The 18,547-nt window shown below is 48.5% G+C and carries 10 protein-coding genes; 1 reads left to right on the top strand and 9 read right to left on the bottom strand.

Features of this window, described 5'->3' with window-relative positions; genetic code table 11:
• Positions 1 to 73: 73 nt before the first annotated feature.
• From BMZ56_RS04625 to BMZ56_RS04590, 8 genes are all read right to left on the bottom strand, one after another.
• Complete coding sequence (locus tag BMZ56_RS04625; protein ID WP_090624796.1) at positions 74 to 2,902, bottom strand: hypothetical protein; 2,829 nt, start codon at positions 2,900 to 2,902, stop codon at positions 74 to 76.
• A gap of 21 nt (positions 2,903 to 2,923) precedes the next feature.
• Positions 2,924 to 5,083, bottom strand: coding sequence for a glycoside hydrolase family 31 protein (locus BMZ56_RS04620; protein ID WP_090624794.1), 2,160 nt, complete (start codon positions 5,081 to 5,083; stop codon positions 2,924 to 2,926).
• 8 nt (positions 5,084 to 5,091) lie between these two features.
• Entirely contained in the window at positions 5,092 to 7,533 is a 2,442-nt protein-coding gene (locus BMZ56_RS04615) for a hypothetical protein (protein WP_090624792.1), read from the bottom strand.
• A gap of 76 nt (positions 7,534 to 7,609) precedes the next feature.
• Entirely contained in the window at positions 7,610 to 9,265 is a 1,656-nt protein-coding gene (locus tag BMZ56_RS04610) for a RagB/SusD family nutrient uptake outer membrane protein (RefSeq protein WP_218146462.1), read from the bottom strand.
• 118 nt (positions 9,266 to 9,383) lie between these two features.
• Entirely contained in the window at positions 9,384 to 12,845 is a 3,462-nt protein-coding gene (locus tag BMZ56_RS04605; RefSeq protein WP_090624787.1) for a SusC/RagA family TonB-linked outer membrane protein, read from the bottom strand.
• 167 nt (positions 12,846 to 13,012) lie between these two features.
• Positions 13,013 to 14,101 carry a FecR family protein gene (locus tag BMZ56_RS04600; RefSeq protein WP_090624785.1) on the bottom strand — a complete coding sequence of 363 codons (1,089 nt, stop codon included), beginning with the start codon at positions 14,099 to 14,101 and terminating at the stop codon, positions 13,013 to 13,015.
• A 114-nt stretch (positions 14,102 to 14,215) separates the two neighbouring features.
• Positions 14,216 to 14,812, bottom strand: a complete 597-nt coding sequence (locus tag BMZ56_RS04595) for an RNA polymerase sigma factor (protein WP_090624782.1) — start codon at positions 14,810 to 14,812, stop codon at positions 14,216 to 14,218.
• Between the two features lie 143 nt (positions 14,813 to 14,955).
• Positions 14,956 to 15,315, bottom strand: coding sequence for a DUF4260 domain-containing protein (locus BMZ56_RS04590; protein WP_090624780.1), 360 nt, complete (start codon positions 15,313 to 15,315; stop codon positions 14,956 to 14,958).
• 180 nt (positions 15,316 to 15,495) lie between these two features.
• Between BMZ56_RS04590 and BMZ56_RS04585 the strand changes: the two genes are divergently transcribed.
• Complete coding sequence (locus BMZ56_RS04585; protein WP_177195030.1) at positions 15,496 to 16,926, top strand: Gfo/Idh/MocA family protein; 1,431 nt, start codon at positions 15,496 to 15,498, stop codon at positions 16,924 to 16,926.
• A gap of 65 nt (positions 16,927 to 16,991) precedes the next feature.
• Here the strand turns inward: BMZ56_RS04585 and BMZ56_RS04580 are convergent, their stop codons facing one another.
• A complete protein-coding gene (locus BMZ56_RS04580; RefSeq protein ID WP_090624776.1) occupies positions 16,992 to 18,542 on the bottom strand; it encodes a RagB/SusD family nutrient uptake outer membrane protein in 1,551 nt (516 codons plus the stop codon).
• Between the last annotated feature and the right edge of the window lie 5 nt (positions 18,543 to 18,547).

Raw genomic sequence — 18,547 nt, 5'->3', positions numbered from 1 at the left:
CAATGATACATAATGACGACGAGTTTTGCAACCGGCATGCTCATGCAATCGATTGTGCAATTTGCCTATTTCTTTATTTCAATACATACCAAGCCTGTCCATTGGCTGGAACGGTTACGGGCAGTTGCAACGTGGTACCGTTCAAGGGCACTACTTCACTGGCACCATCGTTTGTGCTAACCGTAGCCTTATCACGTAGCCCCGTATAGTAGAGGTCTACCGTAAGCGTCCGTTCGATTGGCGTGTCCAGCGGATTATAGATCATGAGTAAACCTTTTTCCTCTCCTGTCGGATCAACGTGCAGGATCGCATCGTAGTTCCTTCCATCGGGACGTCGCAGGTGGATGATGTCGCTGTCGAGTATCCGGCGGTGGCGTTTGTAGAAATCCACCCACTTTTTTACAAGTGTCTTAGTTTCCGGTGTATCGTAAAGTTGCGGCCCCCGGTAGCAAGCCTGTACACCCGCACCAAACAGATTGGCGAGACGCTGTTCATAATGAGGGAGGTGCTCATGGAGCGGTTCGATGGTAGCGGCTGGGCCGCCTCCGTGGTATTCGACCAATGGGACAAACATCCAGCCCATGGAAGGAGTTTTCTCCCAGGTACCATCGTAGATATTCTGCCGTTCGATGATTTCCTGGTATTCGCGAGGCAGCGACCAATTGGTTTCCCGGTACCCCATTGCAATTTTGGTACTTCCCTGCAGGAAATACCAGTCGGGTACATTGAGGTAAATTCCCTTCGACCGGCACCACCGATAGAAATCGCGTATCCGGACGAATTGTTTCCATTGCGAATCTTCGAGACCGCGGTGGCCGGGATGGTGATGCGATGCGCATACATCGCCCGGGTAGGATCCATCGTGTTCGAGGATGTCCATGCCTGTTTTTTCATAGAAATCATAGAGCGTGTTAAAATACCGATCGCCCCATTCACTCAACAGGCAGGGGGAACGGCCAAATGTAGGTTTCATCCCCGGCGGCATTACCACGTCGTTATTGGCATCGATGGATCGGCTGGCTAGCAGCGAATAGCCACCCAGAGCGACTCCTTTGCTACGTGCATAGTCGCGTAATGACTTCATCCGTTGGATGTTGGCTTCGGTGGTGTCTTCCAGGTTGAATCCGCTACCGAACGTCATGATCACCATTTCGAAACCTACCTCCGCACTTTGGTCGATCGCTTTTTTAACAGACGCATCGTCGGCGCTCCGCACGTGCATAATGATGGGGTTCTCCTGTGTCCACGGGGCGATCGTTCGGTACATCCTCCGTTGTGCCAGCCCCCTCCGCTCACGGTCGGAACTGTCATAGAGCAATTCCCATAAGCGCATACTTTCAAAGGGCTTTCCCGGAGATATTTCCTGCCCGACACCGTGTTTCGGCTCACAGACCAATACGGTAGGCGTTCTGAGCGCGTAATTGACCTGTGTGGTATACGTAGAATCTTCGCGCCACTCCACGCCGGCATTTTCCGATGCATTTGGCGACATCGAGCCAAATGCAAAATCACTTTGAGCGAAAATCGGTGGAAGCTCCCAGCGTTGCTTGTGTTCGACAGCGCTTTCGGCCTCAGTTACAGCCAAGTGCTCGGTACGGATGTTGTTGACAATTACTTCATCCTTGCCGTCATACGCGACGGTTACCCACTTGCCGAGCATAGGAACGCCATCGTATAGTTCATACTGTACATGGACCGTGAGATCACGGAGAAAATCCATATCGCGGGAAGGGGCTATGGGCTCGCCAAGCAGTACAAGGCTTTCCACATGGCTTCTTCCGATGTTTCCGGTTCTCGGACCGGGATCAGCTCCTCCGGTAGGGTCGGTTTTTCCGATCCTGATTTTTTCGGGCGCCGCTGTTGTTTCGACAACAGCCAACGTTTGGTATTCCTTGCCGTTTACAGAAACGGCACAGCGGACTTTTCCTTCTTCCAGTTGCAGCCGTAAAAAATGAGATGCCGAAGGATCCATCCCTCTAACATATCGGATGGTACCCCTATGGAGCAATCCATAACTCCGGTTTCCGGGCGAGAGAAACAGCTTAAGGTTATCATTACCGGGGTAGGTCAATGTCACGCCCGGGCCGTATTCGGTAGATCGGTCGGTACCGGCATTGATTCGTGCGACGACTACCCGGGTGCTCGCCGGTAGCGGCTGCTCGGCGAAAACAGGGTGATTTTCCGGTCCCATCATTTCGCCGGGTTTCCCTTCATTGATAAAGGATGCACTCCGATCATCGTTTGCCGAAACCAACTTCCAGGCGGGGGATAGCCTCCTGAATGGATCGTCCACTAGTTTCTGCCGTTGATCGTCGCTTGTAAGGCGCAGGATATGCTGTTGAATGGTGGCCTCGTCTGCTTTATATGAAAACTGTAGCATCATGCCTTCCGCCGCTTCGGCTGGTTTCGATAGCCATTCGGTACGGGGTGCCCACGCAAAGCGGTTTTCAAGGGGTTGACGATCCCATGACACCAATTTAAGGCTCAGGGGATCGGCCTCAAGTTGCGGTATCCATGTAGGATCGAGGTAATTTTGAACCGGCTGTCCGATCAGCCCACCCACCCTGATTTCGTGACCATTGACCCATAAGATAGCTTCGGGTGAGATGGATCGGAGCAATGCTTCTCCGGTGATCAGGTTGTCCAGACCGATGGTGGCCCCACCTGGGGTTACCGAAAATGTACGGGTAATGAGGCCGTTGCTCAGCGCAAGGTGGTTGTCTGCGGTCTGGAAAACCGCTGCTTTTTGGGAGACAGAATGGATTAGCCAGTCTTCGTGCACGGTGGGTTGGTCGGCATAGTTCGGGAGATCGGTGATATCGCCGGTTTGAGCCAATGACGGGGTATTGGATAGCCCAGAAAAGGCCGCGATGACAGCAGCTATTCGGATGAGATGATGCATATTGAGAATCGTTATCGGTTTCTATTTTGTCATAAATTTCCATGAAAAATCCCGGTAGCCGGAAGGATAATCGGCTTTAACGGTTGATTGGCTCCCTTTCAATTTGCCGCCCTCATGGGTGACGCTCAATTTAAACAGGCTGTAGGTGCCGTTTTCATAGTTGAACGTGGTTCCGTCATCGTCATATAGGTACGTCGAATTTTCGGCTTTGCCGTAGTGCCTTACGGTGAGCCCGACCTTTTCGCCGTTTTCAGGCACATGGAGCATAGGAGGCATCATCGGGATGATTCCACCGTCGCGTACAAAAAGTGGGGTGTAGTTCAACGTGGTCGGCACTTCAATGATTTCGCCATCGCCTACATAATCGCCGGTATAGAAGTCGTACCACTTACCTTTGGGCAAAACGACCTTTCTGGTGGTGTCTCCGGCGAACAAGGGTGCCACCAGCAGGTAGTCGCCCAGCATGAACTGGTCTTTTACCTCGGGTACGACGGTTGTGGTATACGGGTTGTCTGAGGAATGCAATTGCGTTTTTTCGGCGTTGGCCGAATAGTTAAAACCTTCAACCAGGGGCATCGCCCGCACAGGCGGTTTACCTTCCAAGTGATACTGAGCGAAGGTGGTATACAGGTAGGGGAGCAGCTGCATGCGCAAGAGCATGACATCCTTTACCTGTTTTTCGACTTCGGGGAACGACCACGGTTTGGTGCCGTCGGCCCAGGCGTTGAGCATGGCCATGGGCGAAAAACACACGGCCTGCATCCGTCGGAGCCATTCTTCTGCGGTTTTTGATGAACGGGCTTCCGGCGTCCAGAGCACACCGATGAAGCTGCTGTTACAAAGTGCGGTGATGAAGTCGCGATGGTTGTAATAGTCGTTATAAAGCACATAAGGAAGGGAAGCGGCTCCCGCGTTAGAAGCGCGCACGAGGCCGTAGGTACGCTGGTTTTTTTCCCGGAACCAGTCGGCTGTCATTTTCTGGAATTGAAGTCCATATACCTGCCGCATCTGTTCGGCGCTGGTTTCAGAAGGAAATTTGGCTACATCGGGCCATAGCCAATTGTCGTAACCATCCACTTCATCCACTTTAAAACCCGACACGCCGATGTCAAGGTGTTGTGTGGTGAAGAGCTGTTTATAGAGCTTACGCGCTTGGGGCATAAAAAAATCCGGCACTTCTCCCACCCATACGGTATGCGAGCCAGTGTAAGGTGTAATTTTTTTATAGATGGGTGAATAGCTGGATACATACGGATTTATCCACAGGTTAACACGGATGTGCCGTTTCAGCAATTCGTTGACAAAATAGTTTGGACGGGGAAACCGGGTGCTATCCCAAACAAACGTATTGGGGTATGATCGGGATTGCCAGCCAGGCTCCAAGCCTACAAAGCTCAGTGGATATCCCTTCGCATTAAACTGTTCGACTTCGTTCATCACCTCTTGGTCGCTGTACAGCGTGGGCGTTCGGTGGGTAAACCCTAAACCCCACTTCGGAGGCAATATACCGCCACCGCAGTACAGGTTGTAGCGTTGGACCACTTCCATCATATTCTTTCCCGCAAACACGTAGATTTCGGTGCCTGATGCGGGGATGGCGATTTCCACCGCATCCGAATAGGGCTGTGGGTTCCAGTCGCGTTGGGAGTTCCGGTTCATTTCAGGTGGCGGATCATTGCTGTCTTTCCGTACCCCCGTCCCGGCATAAACGGTGAGGTATCTTGCCGTGTTTATGAGCACTCCATAGCCGTTGTCGGTGACATAGAAAGGAACAGGCGCGTGGGTGCGGCCATTGTCGGTACCTCCATAATGGTCGACCCGCAGTTGCTTGATGGTACCGCGCTGTTTGACCGATTTGAATTGCAGCCCCAGTCCATAGATCTCTTCGCCGCGGCGAAGCGGAAAGCGGAGACTGGTGAGGTGATTGTGTACTTCGGCGACCCCTTCGTTGAGCTGGGCTGGAAAAGGTAGGTTTCCCAGCGAGGTCAATGCTTCGATGCGAGGTTTAATTTCGGCCACGGACAGCGGAGAGATCTGATCGGGTGTGCCGACAATCCCTTTCCATACACCGGGGGCTACCTGTTGCCAGGGGATGTTCGTGGCGATACTTGGTTCCCGCCTGCAATACCCCGGGTAGGTATGAAAGACGATTAAAAAGCTTATTAAGGTTCGCTTTATCATAGTGGTTATTAGGGTGCTGTTACCTCTTCTCCTTTTCCTGCGGTTTTAATCTCCAGGTGAAGCTTCGGCAGGCCTTCTCCGGTGAACACTGCATCGATTGACAGGTTATTCATTCCGCTGGCCACCTTTGGAAAAGGGTTTGGTAAGTTAACCGTTTCCAACAATTTCCAGTTGCGGTCAAATACCTGGACCTGTTTTTCATTGACCAGTTTTAGCCGCTGGAAGGATGCCATCTTTACGGGGATTTTTACCACATCGTGATTGCTTACCGCGATGGACAGCTCTTCAATGGCTGCATCGCCGCCATTCGGATCGGCAATGAAATTAACGATAATAATCGGAACTTGCGCTTCGAACGGATTTTTGAATTCAAATTCACTGTTTACCGGTTCTCCCGGCTGGCGGATTTTACGTTGGTATTCGTGCCGTTGTACCGAGTAGGGGTAGAGAAGCCATTTTCCCGGACTTACCGGTTGCAGGTGAAATTCATTGTTGATGTCCTTCATGCGCAATTTCTGTGCAGGATTGAAGGCACCGGCCATGCGTGCCGATTCCCAGTGTTTGATGGTGTGGAAAATAGTGTCGGCTTGTCCATTTTTCGTCACTGCGTCGAAATTGACACTAAATGCAAAACCAGCATCAAATCCCGCTGCCCTCGCCAACAACCATTCCGTATCTTCAATACTGGTTTGGGTAGACATGCTAAACCATCCGAGCATGGCAGGCAATAGGTTGCGGCGATAAAAATCCTGGTTCATCAATCGATATTGCGTTTGGCTTTCCCGAAAACCTGCATACCAGGGCTCGCCCCAGTTGTATCGGGTATTCATGTGCCAATTAAAGTGGCTTGGGTTGCTAGCATCGTTGATGACGTTTCCTTTTAATGTCGGATTGAGGTGGTCGTACCATGTTTCTGTAAAAAGGGCCCGGGCATATTGCCCCATCCCGGTAGACCAAACCCCTTCAAGCCCGTCAAAGGAAATTTGCTTTAATCCCGTCTCATTGAAGAGATCCGCAAGGTTTGTAGCAATCTCTTCGGCAAGTGCCGCATTGGGTAAGAACACCTTATACGGATGATCCATTAATTTGGCGATGGCTGCGCTTTTTTTATGCGACACAGCTTGTGTGCCATATGCGCCCCGAACACAACCGATCAATTTCCAGGGTGCTTCGGATGACACTGCTTGATATCTGATGATCTCATTGTCGATTACGGCCGCTTTCAACGTATTGTTTTTTAGTTGGTTGAAAAACAAAGGGGATTCGATCGGTATTTCTTCCGAATCAGCAGTAATTTCCGAAGTCAATGCACTTTGCCCTACCTTGGCCAATCGGGCATCCGGTACGGGGGTAACATACCGGTCGTTTGTCGTGATAAACCCCGACAGCGTATGGACCCCTAATGCAACACCTTGTGCTTCGGCCCGGCTGACGTAGTTTTTAAGACTTTTATGTTGTTGCGGAAACGCCTTTTCTTTTAACCGGAAATGCCCCCAGGTCTCGAACGGATCACCATGATATAGATATCGTAAACCTGCTTTTTTTGTAAGTTTGATTGCATTGTCCAGGTTGTTTCCATCGAAATTCAGAATAAGGTAGGAAGCAGTTGCTTGCGGACTGATTTTGGCCCATACGCCATCAATCAGCGGGTGGGGCAACCCTTCGGCGAGTTCGATTTTGCCGATGGTTGAAAGTGCATCTTCCGGTGGACCGCCGAATAGCGCGATTGCCGAACCGATGACGCCGCCGTCTTCATAACTAGGTGCGATGTAATGCGAGTGATCCCAATTGTTGATTTCCCGTGTTCTGGCTCTGTTGCGTGTATAAGCTTGTAAAATGCTACCGAAATCTGTTGCTTTTGCTGTCTGTCCGCGGTATTGTTTCTTTGTTCTCGCTTCTTCGCTGATATCTTCCAGACTGCCTGTTTGGAAAATATCGAACGACGGTTCTATATCGCTCTCTTCACTGGGATACCCTCCCAGTGTTTTAACGTTGAGCGCTTGGATACCTACCGCGAAATGTGGGTCTTTTACTACTCCTACGCTTTCCCCGATGGATTCATGGATCGTGGTTGGAAACGGCCCCCAGACGACGAGTTCAATTTCTTCCGGATATTCCACTGTTTTAAGTTCAAACCGGATGTAGTCGGCCTTTGCCTCAGCTTGTATATCGGCCGTTCCATTTTTTCCGAAAGAAAGTTTTAACCCATTCCCATTTTGGGCGACTCCGGTGGGATTGATGTATTGTCCGTTTGCGCGTATCGCCAACAAAGGAGCCGTGAGGTCACGAGGAATGTATTCCTTTTGATTGGATTTGTCATACAAACTGACTACGAATCCGCTGGCATCGACGGTTAATCGAAAATCGGTTGTATTGAAATGAATCTCCTGGGCTTCGACCGCGAGGTATGCAAGGGTTATTACCAAAAGTAATGCATATTTTTTTATCATATACCTATCAATTTAGGATCGTTAGTTGGTAAAGGGCGCAAGCTAGCTTGCGCCCTTTGAAGCTAATTGAGTTAATTTAAAGTTCCGGGTTAAAATTACCGCCCCAGCCTACGTTTTGTTCCAAATTGGAGTTTTGATTAATATGTGTAAGTTGGATCGGGAAAAAATAATAGCTTTCGGGCATGACCATTTCTTTGGGACCGTTTGTAATCAACTCTACGACCTCATAGGTGAAGTCTTCCGGCAAAAGTTCGAATGCGTTGCCTTTTGCAATGTCATCCGCTGTCAGGTTTTGCGGTGTGCGGCCGTTGACGGCTGTTGCCATGATTCCATATTTGTGCATGCCATCCAACAGGTGTAACATCCGGTGCCTTCTTAAATCCCAGAAACGTTGGCCTTCAAATGCAAACTCGATGCGCTTTTCGTCTAAAATAGCTTGGCGCATCTCTGCACGTGACATGTTGGCTTTTAGTCCAAATAATCCATCTGCTCCTTCGGTGATACCCGCGCGCCGCCGTATTGCTTTCAATACTTCCAGAGATTCATCGGATCTGCCGGTTTCATTGGCCGCTTCGGCATAGTTAAAGAGCACTTCTGCATACCGGATTTCGGGCCAGTCCACGTCATTCAGTTCTGCCTGGGCGGATGGCAACGCTTCCTGAATGCCTTTCCGGGTAAATAATCCCGTACGGTAAGCGGTTTCTCCCTGGATGGAAAAGCCGAAAACATCCATGGATTTGGCGATTACATTCATGGTGTATTGCCGGCGACCGGCTATCCCACTTAATTCATAGGTGGCACCGTTCCATACCATGATGGCATCAAACCGCGGGTCACGGTTCTCCCAGAAACGCTGAATGCTGTAGGTATATTCGGAAGTCGGATCTCCAGGTTTCTTTCCGTCCTTCATGGGGAATGCTTCCGCAAATGCCCAAATGGGTTGGTCTCCGCCGGTTGCATTCTTAGATTCAGACAGCGGGCGTACGGCATGTTCCTGACGTCCGTTTGTTTTGGCCGGTTCTTCGAAAATCACGGAAAGTATATTTTCCCGATGCCCTTCGGTCTCAAACACCTGGGTGTAATCGTCCAACAGTCCGTACCCATGTTGGTCCAAGAAGTCTTTGGCCGCTTTGTTGGCATTGTAGGCATCTGACCAATAGGCATTGTCATAAGGATTTGCCGAATTGAATTGGGGTGACGCTTTATATAGCAAGACCCGACCCTTGAACGCATAGGTAGACGCCTGATCGATCCTTCCCCGATCAGCTCCGTCGTATTTGGGTGGTAATAGCGCAGCGGCTTCATCCAGTTCTTTTAGGATGAAATCAAAACATTCAGCCGTGGAATTCCGCTTGACCAAGAGATCGTCCGTCACCTCTTGAGGAACTTCAATGATGGGAACACCTCCGTGGTAGTATACCATTTTAAAATAGAGAAAGGCACGCAGAAATTTGGCCTGCCCGATAATGGGATCTTTTTTGTCCGCCGGAATGGGGCTATTCGGTAGTTCTTTCAGCAAAATATTGATTTTCCGGATGGCATCGTACGGCCAGAATTTCATCGCAGTATTTTCGGTAGTAATCCAGCCCTCTCCGTTAATACCCCCGCTTTCATCGGCATTATTTCCTGAATTAACGGGCCATCCATTTAATGTGCTGTAATACAGATTGCTTAGGTAGGCATTTGTGGTTGCTGCGTCGTCAAATGTACCCGTTGCGGGATAGCTGCTCAAATTTTCCACATCATTCAGTACATTTCCGCACCCAGTAAATATAACGAGCGACAAACAAAAAACAACTAGTTTGCTCGCGTTCAAGTTACAATATGTTAACGTATTCATATCCTTCGTGTTAAAAATTAATATTCAAGCCGCCCGTAAATGTTCGCATTAAGGGATAGGAATCCAGCGTATTCTGTTCGGGGTCGTGTTCAGCTAAACCGGAAATACTGAATAAGTTTGTTGCGTTGACAAAAAATTGTACACGTTGTACACCTAGACGGGAAAACCATTGTTGGGGTAATGCATAACCGAGGTCAATATTTTTTAATCGGAAGTAAGCACCGTTCCGGAGCCAGAAAGTGGATGCAGCCCCGCCGACATCGGCTGTATTCCACTCGCCGGTTACCCTGGGGTAAGTAGCGTTGGGATTTTCAGGTGTCCAGTAATCGCTCGCCCACACATTGAAATAGGGACGGTCGACTTGAAATACCCCGCCGCCGTTTCGCGTGCTTACCATGCGGTCGTAGGCCCCAACGCCCTGGAAATGTGCATTGACAGCCAGTCCTTTCCATTGCAGGCGGAATCCGACGCCGTAATTGATTCGCGGGGCGCCGTTGTCGGAAAGATAAGTGAAGTCGTTGTCATCAATTTTTCCATCGGGTCCTTCCGTGTAATTGGCGCCGCGGATATCTTCAAACAGTAAGTAACCTAATTTAGGATCCCGCCCGAACTGCGTGAAGCCTTCGGGTATTGCGTCAAGTTGTTCCTGCGTGCGGATAATTCCTTTTGAAATCAAGCCATAGATACGGTTTGCGGGCTTTCCGATAACACTTCTCCAATTGTCTTTATAAGTACCATCGGTAAGTGCCTGTGCCTGATCAAATAGATCCCATTGATCTATGGCGTATCCCAGATTGCCATAAACGGTGTAGTTGAGTTCGCCAATGCGGTTGTTCCAGTCTGCATTGAATTCTACTCCTTTCCACGATCGTTTGGCATAGTTGACATTGGGTAGTGTAGCACCCAGCGTAGACGGTGTAGATGCCAAACGAGCGCCTAGGATGTCCCGTTCTTCGCGTTCAAAATAATCAATTGCTCCTGTGAGGCGGTTGTTTAGTATACCGAAGTCCGCCCCTACATTCCACATGGCAGATGTCGACCAGGTAATTAATGGATTGGGCATGGCCCCCGGCGCTAGGCCATCAGACAATGTATTGCCAAAGATGAATCCCGTACTTTTGGCGTATGTCTGGCTCCACTGGAATGCAGGGATGGGATCACCATTTGGATAGGTGTCGTTGCCGGTTGTTCCATATGAGCCTCTTAGCTTGAGTTCGTTAAGCCATCGGACATCTTGAAGGAAACGCTCTTCGGATAAACGCCATGCTGCTGAGCCGGAGGGAAAAAATCCCCATCGGTGGCTTGGGGCAAATTTGTAATTTCCATCATAGCGGAAGGAGAATTCAGCAATGTATTTACTGTTAAAGGTATAGTTCAGACGCCCGATATAAGATTCCCTTGCAGCTTGGGTTTCATTTCCACTAAACCACCTTTTCGTGTTGTCAGAAGATGCGTTGTAAATCTGATCAATGGAAGTAGTAAGTAAATCATCCGCTCGGCCGTTTAGGTATTTTCCATTGTCCTTGGCTTGTTCGTATACGGCAAGTGCCGAGATGTCATGAAGACCGAAGTTTTTGTCATAACGTAGGTACCAGTTGAACTGATAGGAATTGTAAAAACCGGCGTCTTCGGCGATGTTTGGATAAGTAGCACTTAGGTTGTGGATGTTTACTTTGGTGGGATCTATCGGTCCGGGCACAAAACGGTTTGTGGTACTGGCTGGCTGGAAGATGTATGAGCGGTTGTGGATAACGAACGATTTCATATTGCGATCATAGGCATTGTAATGGCCTTGTAGGCTGGTGCTTAATCCATCTACATAGTCGCTTAGATCGAGATCAAAACGAAGTATTCCATCAAGATTCCGATATTTCAGGTCGCGATATCCGCCGCTGTTTACCATCAATTCGACCGGATGCCAGGCTCCCGGCACGACAGGGAAATCATCTGTTGACGTACTCGGATTGCCATTGGCATCGACATAAAACGGATAGAGCCGTGTCCAATTGAAGGTTGCCCGAAAGAAGTCACCGACATTAAAGTCTTCAGCGCCGTCATATGGCCAATACCAGCGATGGTAGTTGCGTTGATTGCCGCTGAGGTTTAGATTGATCTTGAAATTCTTGGAAATATTGGCCGTTACATCGGAACGGAAGTTATACCGGTCAAAGTTCAGGTTTTTATAAGAGCCCTTTTCATTGTGTGTGCCCAAAGACAGATTATACAGCAATATTTCCGATCCACCCCGTACACCCAGATTGTGTTGTTGGACCGTCGGGGTTTGCCAGATGTAATCGTTGATGCGATAACTTTTGTCCTTGAAATAATCATATATTTCCTGTCCGTAGGGCTTGGGTTGTCCCATAGAAACCGCCATTTGATTCACGTATTCGATTTCCTGCGTAGCGGAGAAATCCTGAATGGGCTGTGTGGGATTAGAAAACGAATAAGATCCTTTGTACTCAAAAGATGGTTTTTGCACAATACCCTGCTTGGTGGTTACTAGGACTACCCCATTTCCAGCTTTTGATCCGTATACAGCAGCACTTGCGGCATCTTTTAGAAAATTAATACTTTCCACTTCATTTACATCCAAGGCGTCAAAATCAGCTTTCCCTTTGATCACTCCGTTGATGACGTACAGCGGTTCTTGAAAACTACCCCGGATGCGGATACTTGATGAGGCTCCGGCTAACCCCGAGGTACCTACAACAGTGGCACCTGGAATACGGCCGGCCAGCGTGTTGGATAGGTTCGCAGCAGGTATATTGCCAATATCATCTGTTTTAACAGAGGTGATGGCACCCGTCAGGTTCACGCGTTTCTGAGTTCCGTAACCTACCACGACCACTTCATCCAAGTTGGTCTGATCTTCTTCAAGTACCACCGTCAGGTTGTCTGACTGGGCAGGGATTTCTTTTGCGAAATAGCCGACATACGAAAATACAAGTATTGCATTGACATCAGCCACCGTGATTGAAAATGAGCCGTTTTCACCCGTGGTTGCACCATTTTCCGTGCCCTTTTCACGAATAGATACACCTACAAGCGGGATGCCTCCGGCATCCAATACACGGCCGCGTATCACGGTTTGCCTGGATTGTACGTTTCTTGGTTGATCGGCCTTGTTCAGCACAATGTTCTTTTTTCCGTATACTTCATAGGAAATGTGCAGGGGCGTTAAGAGTTCTTTCAATACCGAGGACAACGTATGTTCCTTGGAAGAAATCCGACCGGTTTGTTCCGCTTGGATCAATTCTGGACTGTAAATAAAATTAACGCCATAAACCTGACCGATGCGTTCGAGCAATGTTTCCACGGTCTGGTTCTTTCCTTCAATTGAGGCTGTCTTCTTCAATATACTCTGCGCACGACTGTCGTTGGCAAAGCTCGAAACGGCTAACATCAAAGAAAAGAACAATTGTAAGGTGCTTACCCTCATAATGAATAACAGTATTGGGTTTTTTTTCATAATTTTGATTGTTAGATTTTGTAAAAAGATTTAACAAAAAGTCCTAAATCGCTGTAGCGAACGGCCAATTCAAGTAGGCGATTAGGATTACTTTTTTCCGTCGTCAACGCTTTGCATTGGCGACGGCTTATTGGGTTTATATTTTATATCACCATAGGCATCGGATTTTAGTTGTCACGAGAAAGTTGAGTGAACACAATTCTCCCATCCACAATACGGTAAGTTATTTCAGCTGCTCTGCTGATCAGGTCTAATTTTTCAAACAGGTGCATTTCCCGCAATGAGGCTGTAATGGTTCTTGTTTCGAGAACGGAGTCGGCCACGGAAATGTCGACATGGTATTGGTCGCTCAATGCCTTTAAAACGGTCTTTAAAGGGGTTGACTTGAAATGCTCATCAAAGGTTGGCGAGGGAACATCGTTTGGGGTTAGCGGGCTTGACGGCTGCTGTAGCTCCGATTTAGAATAAATGATTTCTTGATTGGCGGTTAAATAAACCGGCATTTCAGTTTCTGTTGTCGAGTCAGTTTCCGTTTTTTTACGCACTTCCACCATACCACTTTGAACGGTCACCTTACTTTTTGCCAATGTTTCCGCAGCTTTTACCCGAAAACTTGTGCCGAGCACGGTGGTTGTCAGGTAATCGGTCTTCACGCGGAAAGGGTGATCTTTTTCGCTGACCACCTCAAAGAATGCTTCGCCTCGCAAATAGATTTCCCTGTTTTCAGTAAAAGTTTGTTCATTATAGACGATGTAAGCATTGGCTTCCAAAATAACCGTGGAGGTGTCCGGTAGTAAAACCAAAAGTGGTTTATCGGCGGTATTGGTTATTTTCGTTTCTTTTGCAGTGGCTACCTCTGCGCGTTCAATAATCAGCTTACCGGTTGTCGGGTGGGATGGGGTACGGTAAAAGAAAAATGCAGTGGCGCAACAAGCCAAAACGCATGCGGTTGCCAAATAGCGCTTCCACGAGCGAATAAAATGATTTCTCTTACTTGCAGCTACGGTTTCGTCTGCATTCGCGTGTAAATGTGCCACGATCTGTCTGCGCATATCGGCGGGCATCGTCTTTCCGGGCCTTATCCGTAAGGCTGAGATAATTTTTTTGGCTTCATCTGCTTTGGATTCGCACGCAGGATAGAGGATGAACACCGCTTTCCAATATTCGTTCGAAGTTTCAGACGGGGCAAGTATCCAATCGAGAAAGTGTTCATCCGTGAGAAAGTCTTCCGTACCGTAGGTGCTGTATTTTTCCATTATATTTCAAGCATGATTCTACCTAACTAAAGGCGGTGGAATCTAAAATCTACTCGGTATCTGGAAAAAAAAGTTAATTGTTATAGATGTTGCTGTCTTTTAGACGCTTATATTTTAGGGTGTTGCCGATATCAAGAGGCAAAGTGCAAGGATGCAATCCCGTATTGACGGATAGTTCATTAGTTTTTTAAGCGCGAGTAAGGCACTGTATTGAAGGTTATACACCGACTGAGGGTTGAGCCCCATCAGTTCTGCAACTTCTTCTTGTTTAAGATTTTCATAAAAACGCAAGTAAATAATTTCGCGTTGGCGGGGACTAAGTTTATTGATATATGCTTTTAAGGCGGTGTTAACAGGTTCCATTAACCCCGGGTGATCCTCCAGTTCAATGACAAAGCGCGCTTCATTCATTGGAATGTCGTCTAAAGAAGACATTCGTTGCCATTTACCCGATTCCCTGACAATCCGTTGTCTAAGTGCTTTCATCAAATAAAATTTGATGCAGGTTGTTTCGCTGAGGTGTTCTCTGCGGTGCCACAGGGTGAGAAATATATCCTGAATGCAGTCTTTGATTAACTCGTCATCGGCCGAAAAACGTTTGCCATACCCATAAAGTATATCGCTATACTGATTGACAAGTTTGGTGAAAGCATCTTTATCTCCCCGTTGAAATCGCTTCCACAAGAATAAATCAGTCCATTGCGTTCCCATATCATCTCCTTGTTAGTATAGTCCATCGACAACACGCAGGCAAATTGGTATTGCATATTTACTTTAAAGAGCGCATAAGCTATTCATTTTTATTACCCTAACTATCTATCAGGTTAGCGAAGATACGCAATCGTTTGTGTTTGTTAATCGACGTTTTTACCAATTTTCCCCAGATGCGTATCCTGAAAGCTGGAGGCATATTTCAGTCCATAGCCGAGCATACGATCCATTGCGCTGTGCCCAAGTAAGACGAGGCCGGCCAGCAGTACCGTTTGCTGCCCGGTATACCACCCGATCCCTATCAACAAAACAGCGATACCCTGATGGTGGAAGATATTATAGAGCACGGCACCCCACTTGTTATTGATGACATAGCCTACCATGCTAATATCTGGGAGTAATAGCAGTGCAAAGAAAAGCCACCAGGCGTGACCAAGGGCAAGTGTGGCGACGTAACACGCTAGCAATATTCCAACGGATTCCAGTTTAAGCAGTAGGTTCATTTGTATATAATTTTAATCATGTCGGGTTTATCCGGTTTACTTTATCCGGATGAAAGTACGTTATAATAGCCAAAAAAAAGCAGATTTTTTGCAGATCAACAGAAATTTCTTTAAAATTGATTTGGAATAGTAGACTAAATCCGTCGAGATTTAAAAACGATAATAGATCAATATGCAATTATGAACAAACGCGAATTCTTAAAAAACAGCACCTTGGGTGCATTGGGGCTGATGTTGGCGCCGTCGTTATTGAAAGCTTCCCTAACCAATACCCGGTTACGAACCGCTCATATCGGCGTGGGCGGCATGGGAGCGTCAGATCTACAGGCCATTTCATCGCATCCGGCCGTTGACGTGGTGGCGCTTTGCGATGTGGACGCCATTAACTTGTCGGCGGCCCACAAGCTCCATCCCAAGGCACGTGTGTTTTTTGATTACCGGGTCATGCTGAACGAACTCGGACGTGAGATTGACGCTGTCATTGTATCCACTCCGGATCACACGCACGCGCCGGCTTCCCTCTTGGCTATGCAGATGAATAAGCCCGTCTATTGCCAGAAGCCGTTGAGTCATTACGTATCCGAGTCGCGAACCATGAAGAAAATGGCCGCCGAAAAGAATTTGGTGACCCAAATGGGGATTCAGGTGCATTCTTTTTACGACTATAAACTGGCCACGCTGCTGATTCAGTCCGGTATCATTGGAAAGGTACATACGGTCTATGCCTGGTCGCCGAAAAACTGGGGGTACGACGGCGCTCCCCCAACGGGTGAAGACCCGGTTCCGCCGCAACTGGACTGGAACCTTTGGTTGGGTACATCATCGAAGAGACCTTATAAAAGCGAAGTGTACCACCCGGGGAATTGGCGGAAATTAATGGATTACGGTTGCGGCACCCTGGGCGACATGGGCGTACATATTTTTGATACTCCCTATAACGCCCTGCAATTGGATGTGCCGAGAACCATTACGACCGAATGCAGAGCCCCGAACGGATTCGGTTATCCTGAACACAATGCAGTAACCTATGAGTTTCCGGGTACCAAATACACGACAAAGTCGTTAAAATGGGTTTGGTATGATGGTGCGGGTACCCCACCTATCCATGAAGATCTTGTGCTACCTGGTATGGATGCAAAGGCGGATAAATCACAACCAAGCAAGGACGGCAGCATGGCAGAAAAAATATCCCTTGATGCTGGGGTAGCCGGCGAGCATGAATTGCCAGAACAGGGAGCCATGTTTGTAGGAAAGAAAGGGCGGTTGTTGCTGCCACACTTTATGCAACTGCCCCGAAAAATCGTCAGAGGGAAATACGTGGATATTTCTGAAGAGATTGCCAAGCTTTCTAGGGAGTATAATCTAGGAGAACCCATTCGCGATTATGAAACGGAGGGTGCCAAGCATTATCACCAGTTTGTTGACGCCTGCTTGGGCAAGGCAACCTGTTCGGCGCCCTTTGAATATGGCGCACGATTGACAGAGACCATTCTTTTGGGGACTATTGCGGGCCGTTTCCCGGGTGAAACTTTGCATTGGGATGCAGAAACCGCTAAATTCAAAGAAGAAAAAGCCAATGCGTTTTTGACCGGAGCGTACAGGGAGTTTTAAGGTTTAATTAGGAAGCCGCCTCATCGGTAATGTGGCGGCTTCCTGAATATAAAGGAACATCGGTATTAATAACCCGGATTCTGTTCCAAGTTGGGGTTGACCGCAATTTGCTGGCTCGGGATGGGGTATACGAGTGTATGTGGTCCTGGATCCGCAGCTTTTTCCTGCCAAGGCTCCAGGAATTTCCCAAATCGGATTAAATCTTGCCTCCGCCATCCTTCCCAATACAGTTCACGTCCACGTTCGTCTAGCAATTCATCCAACGTAAGCGCTCCGAGTGCAGCAACGCCTCGATTGGTACGAATGCTATTCACCAGCGCCATTGCGTTGACAGGCGTACCCGTTCCGCCGCGCAGGATCGCCTCTGCTTTCATCAACAAGACATCGGCGTATCGGAATACCACCCAGTCGTTGTTGCGTTGGCCGGAAGGCACACTGTAATCGAATGCATATTTCATCGGTCTGATGCCAGCGGTTTCCAGTGTGGCACCCGAAGTCCGGATCGTAACCTCACGTGTAAATGAGAGTGGCTGGCTGGCAGGATTCCTTGCCATTAACGGTTGGTCATTTTCAAGATTATATTGCTGACCGATCAAAAAGCCAACGTTGCGCCGATGACCGGGATTGTTCATGGTATCGGCCGGATATTCATAGGCAATTCCCAGCCGTTCGTCACCCTCCTCAAATAGGTCATAATAGTCTGATAGGGTACACCAGCCATTCCAGCCGCCGGGAGTCATGTTATAGTGCGCGATGGTGTTCCATGTCCGGTCGATGTTGCCCCCCCGTACACCGAATTCGTTATACAAGGTAAAGATGTTTTCGGTTGAAACGGCGTCGTTGTGGGGTGCAAAATTATCGAAGTACTTACCCGGAGGGGAAATTTCATACTGGCCGCTGGCTGTTATCTCATCCGCCAGGGTGATTACCTGATTCATATCGGCGGGATCGAATGTCGGACTTTCTCGATTGAGAAATGACCCTTTGTTCAAATAAAGCTTCATGAGTAGTGTCTTTGCGGCATTTTGACTGGCTACATAGGCTTCGCCGCTGGCGGGCAGATCTCCCAGGATTGCATTGAGTTCACTGGTGATAAAATCAATGGCTTCCGTAGGTTGAAGCGTAATGGGCGGTTCCCTGAAATTATCGAGGTCTTCACGGTAGGGCACCATTCCCCACAGGTTCAATACGTCGTACATGCTAAGCGCGCGAATGAAGCGAGCTTCTGCGGCTTGCTGTGGTGTGGGGTTATTGCGCAGCACGTTGGACGCTTGAAACTGTGCGGTCAGTAACGTTCTGAACGTGTTGTTCATATAGGAATTATCGGCATTCCATGTGTGTTGGTGAATCGCCCGGTGCATGCCGTTGTCATCCCAGTCGCCGCCGCGGGTGGGTGCCATGGCCGCATCGGTTGAGATCTCTTCGAGTACCCACCGTTGCTCCTGTTGATAAGGTTCGTTAAGCGCACTGTACGCTCCGATTAACAAGTCAGAGGGATTGACGTTGGTTGACCCCTCCTCCAATTCGCTTCTCAGTCTTTCGTCCAAGTCGGTGCAGGAAAAGGACAGTCCTGCGAGTAGTAGACAGGCTATGCTATATAGTTTAAAAGTATTCATGATGC

The organism is Parapedobacter indicus (assembly GCF_900113765.1).
In the GTDB taxonomy this organism is placed as follows: Bacteria; Bacteroidota; Bacteroidia; order Sphingobacteriales; family Sphingobacteriaceae; genus Parapedobacter; species Parapedobacter indicus.
The sequence above is the reverse complement of the archived record's forward strand: the minus strand, read 5'-3'. Positions and strand labels throughout refer to the sequence as shown.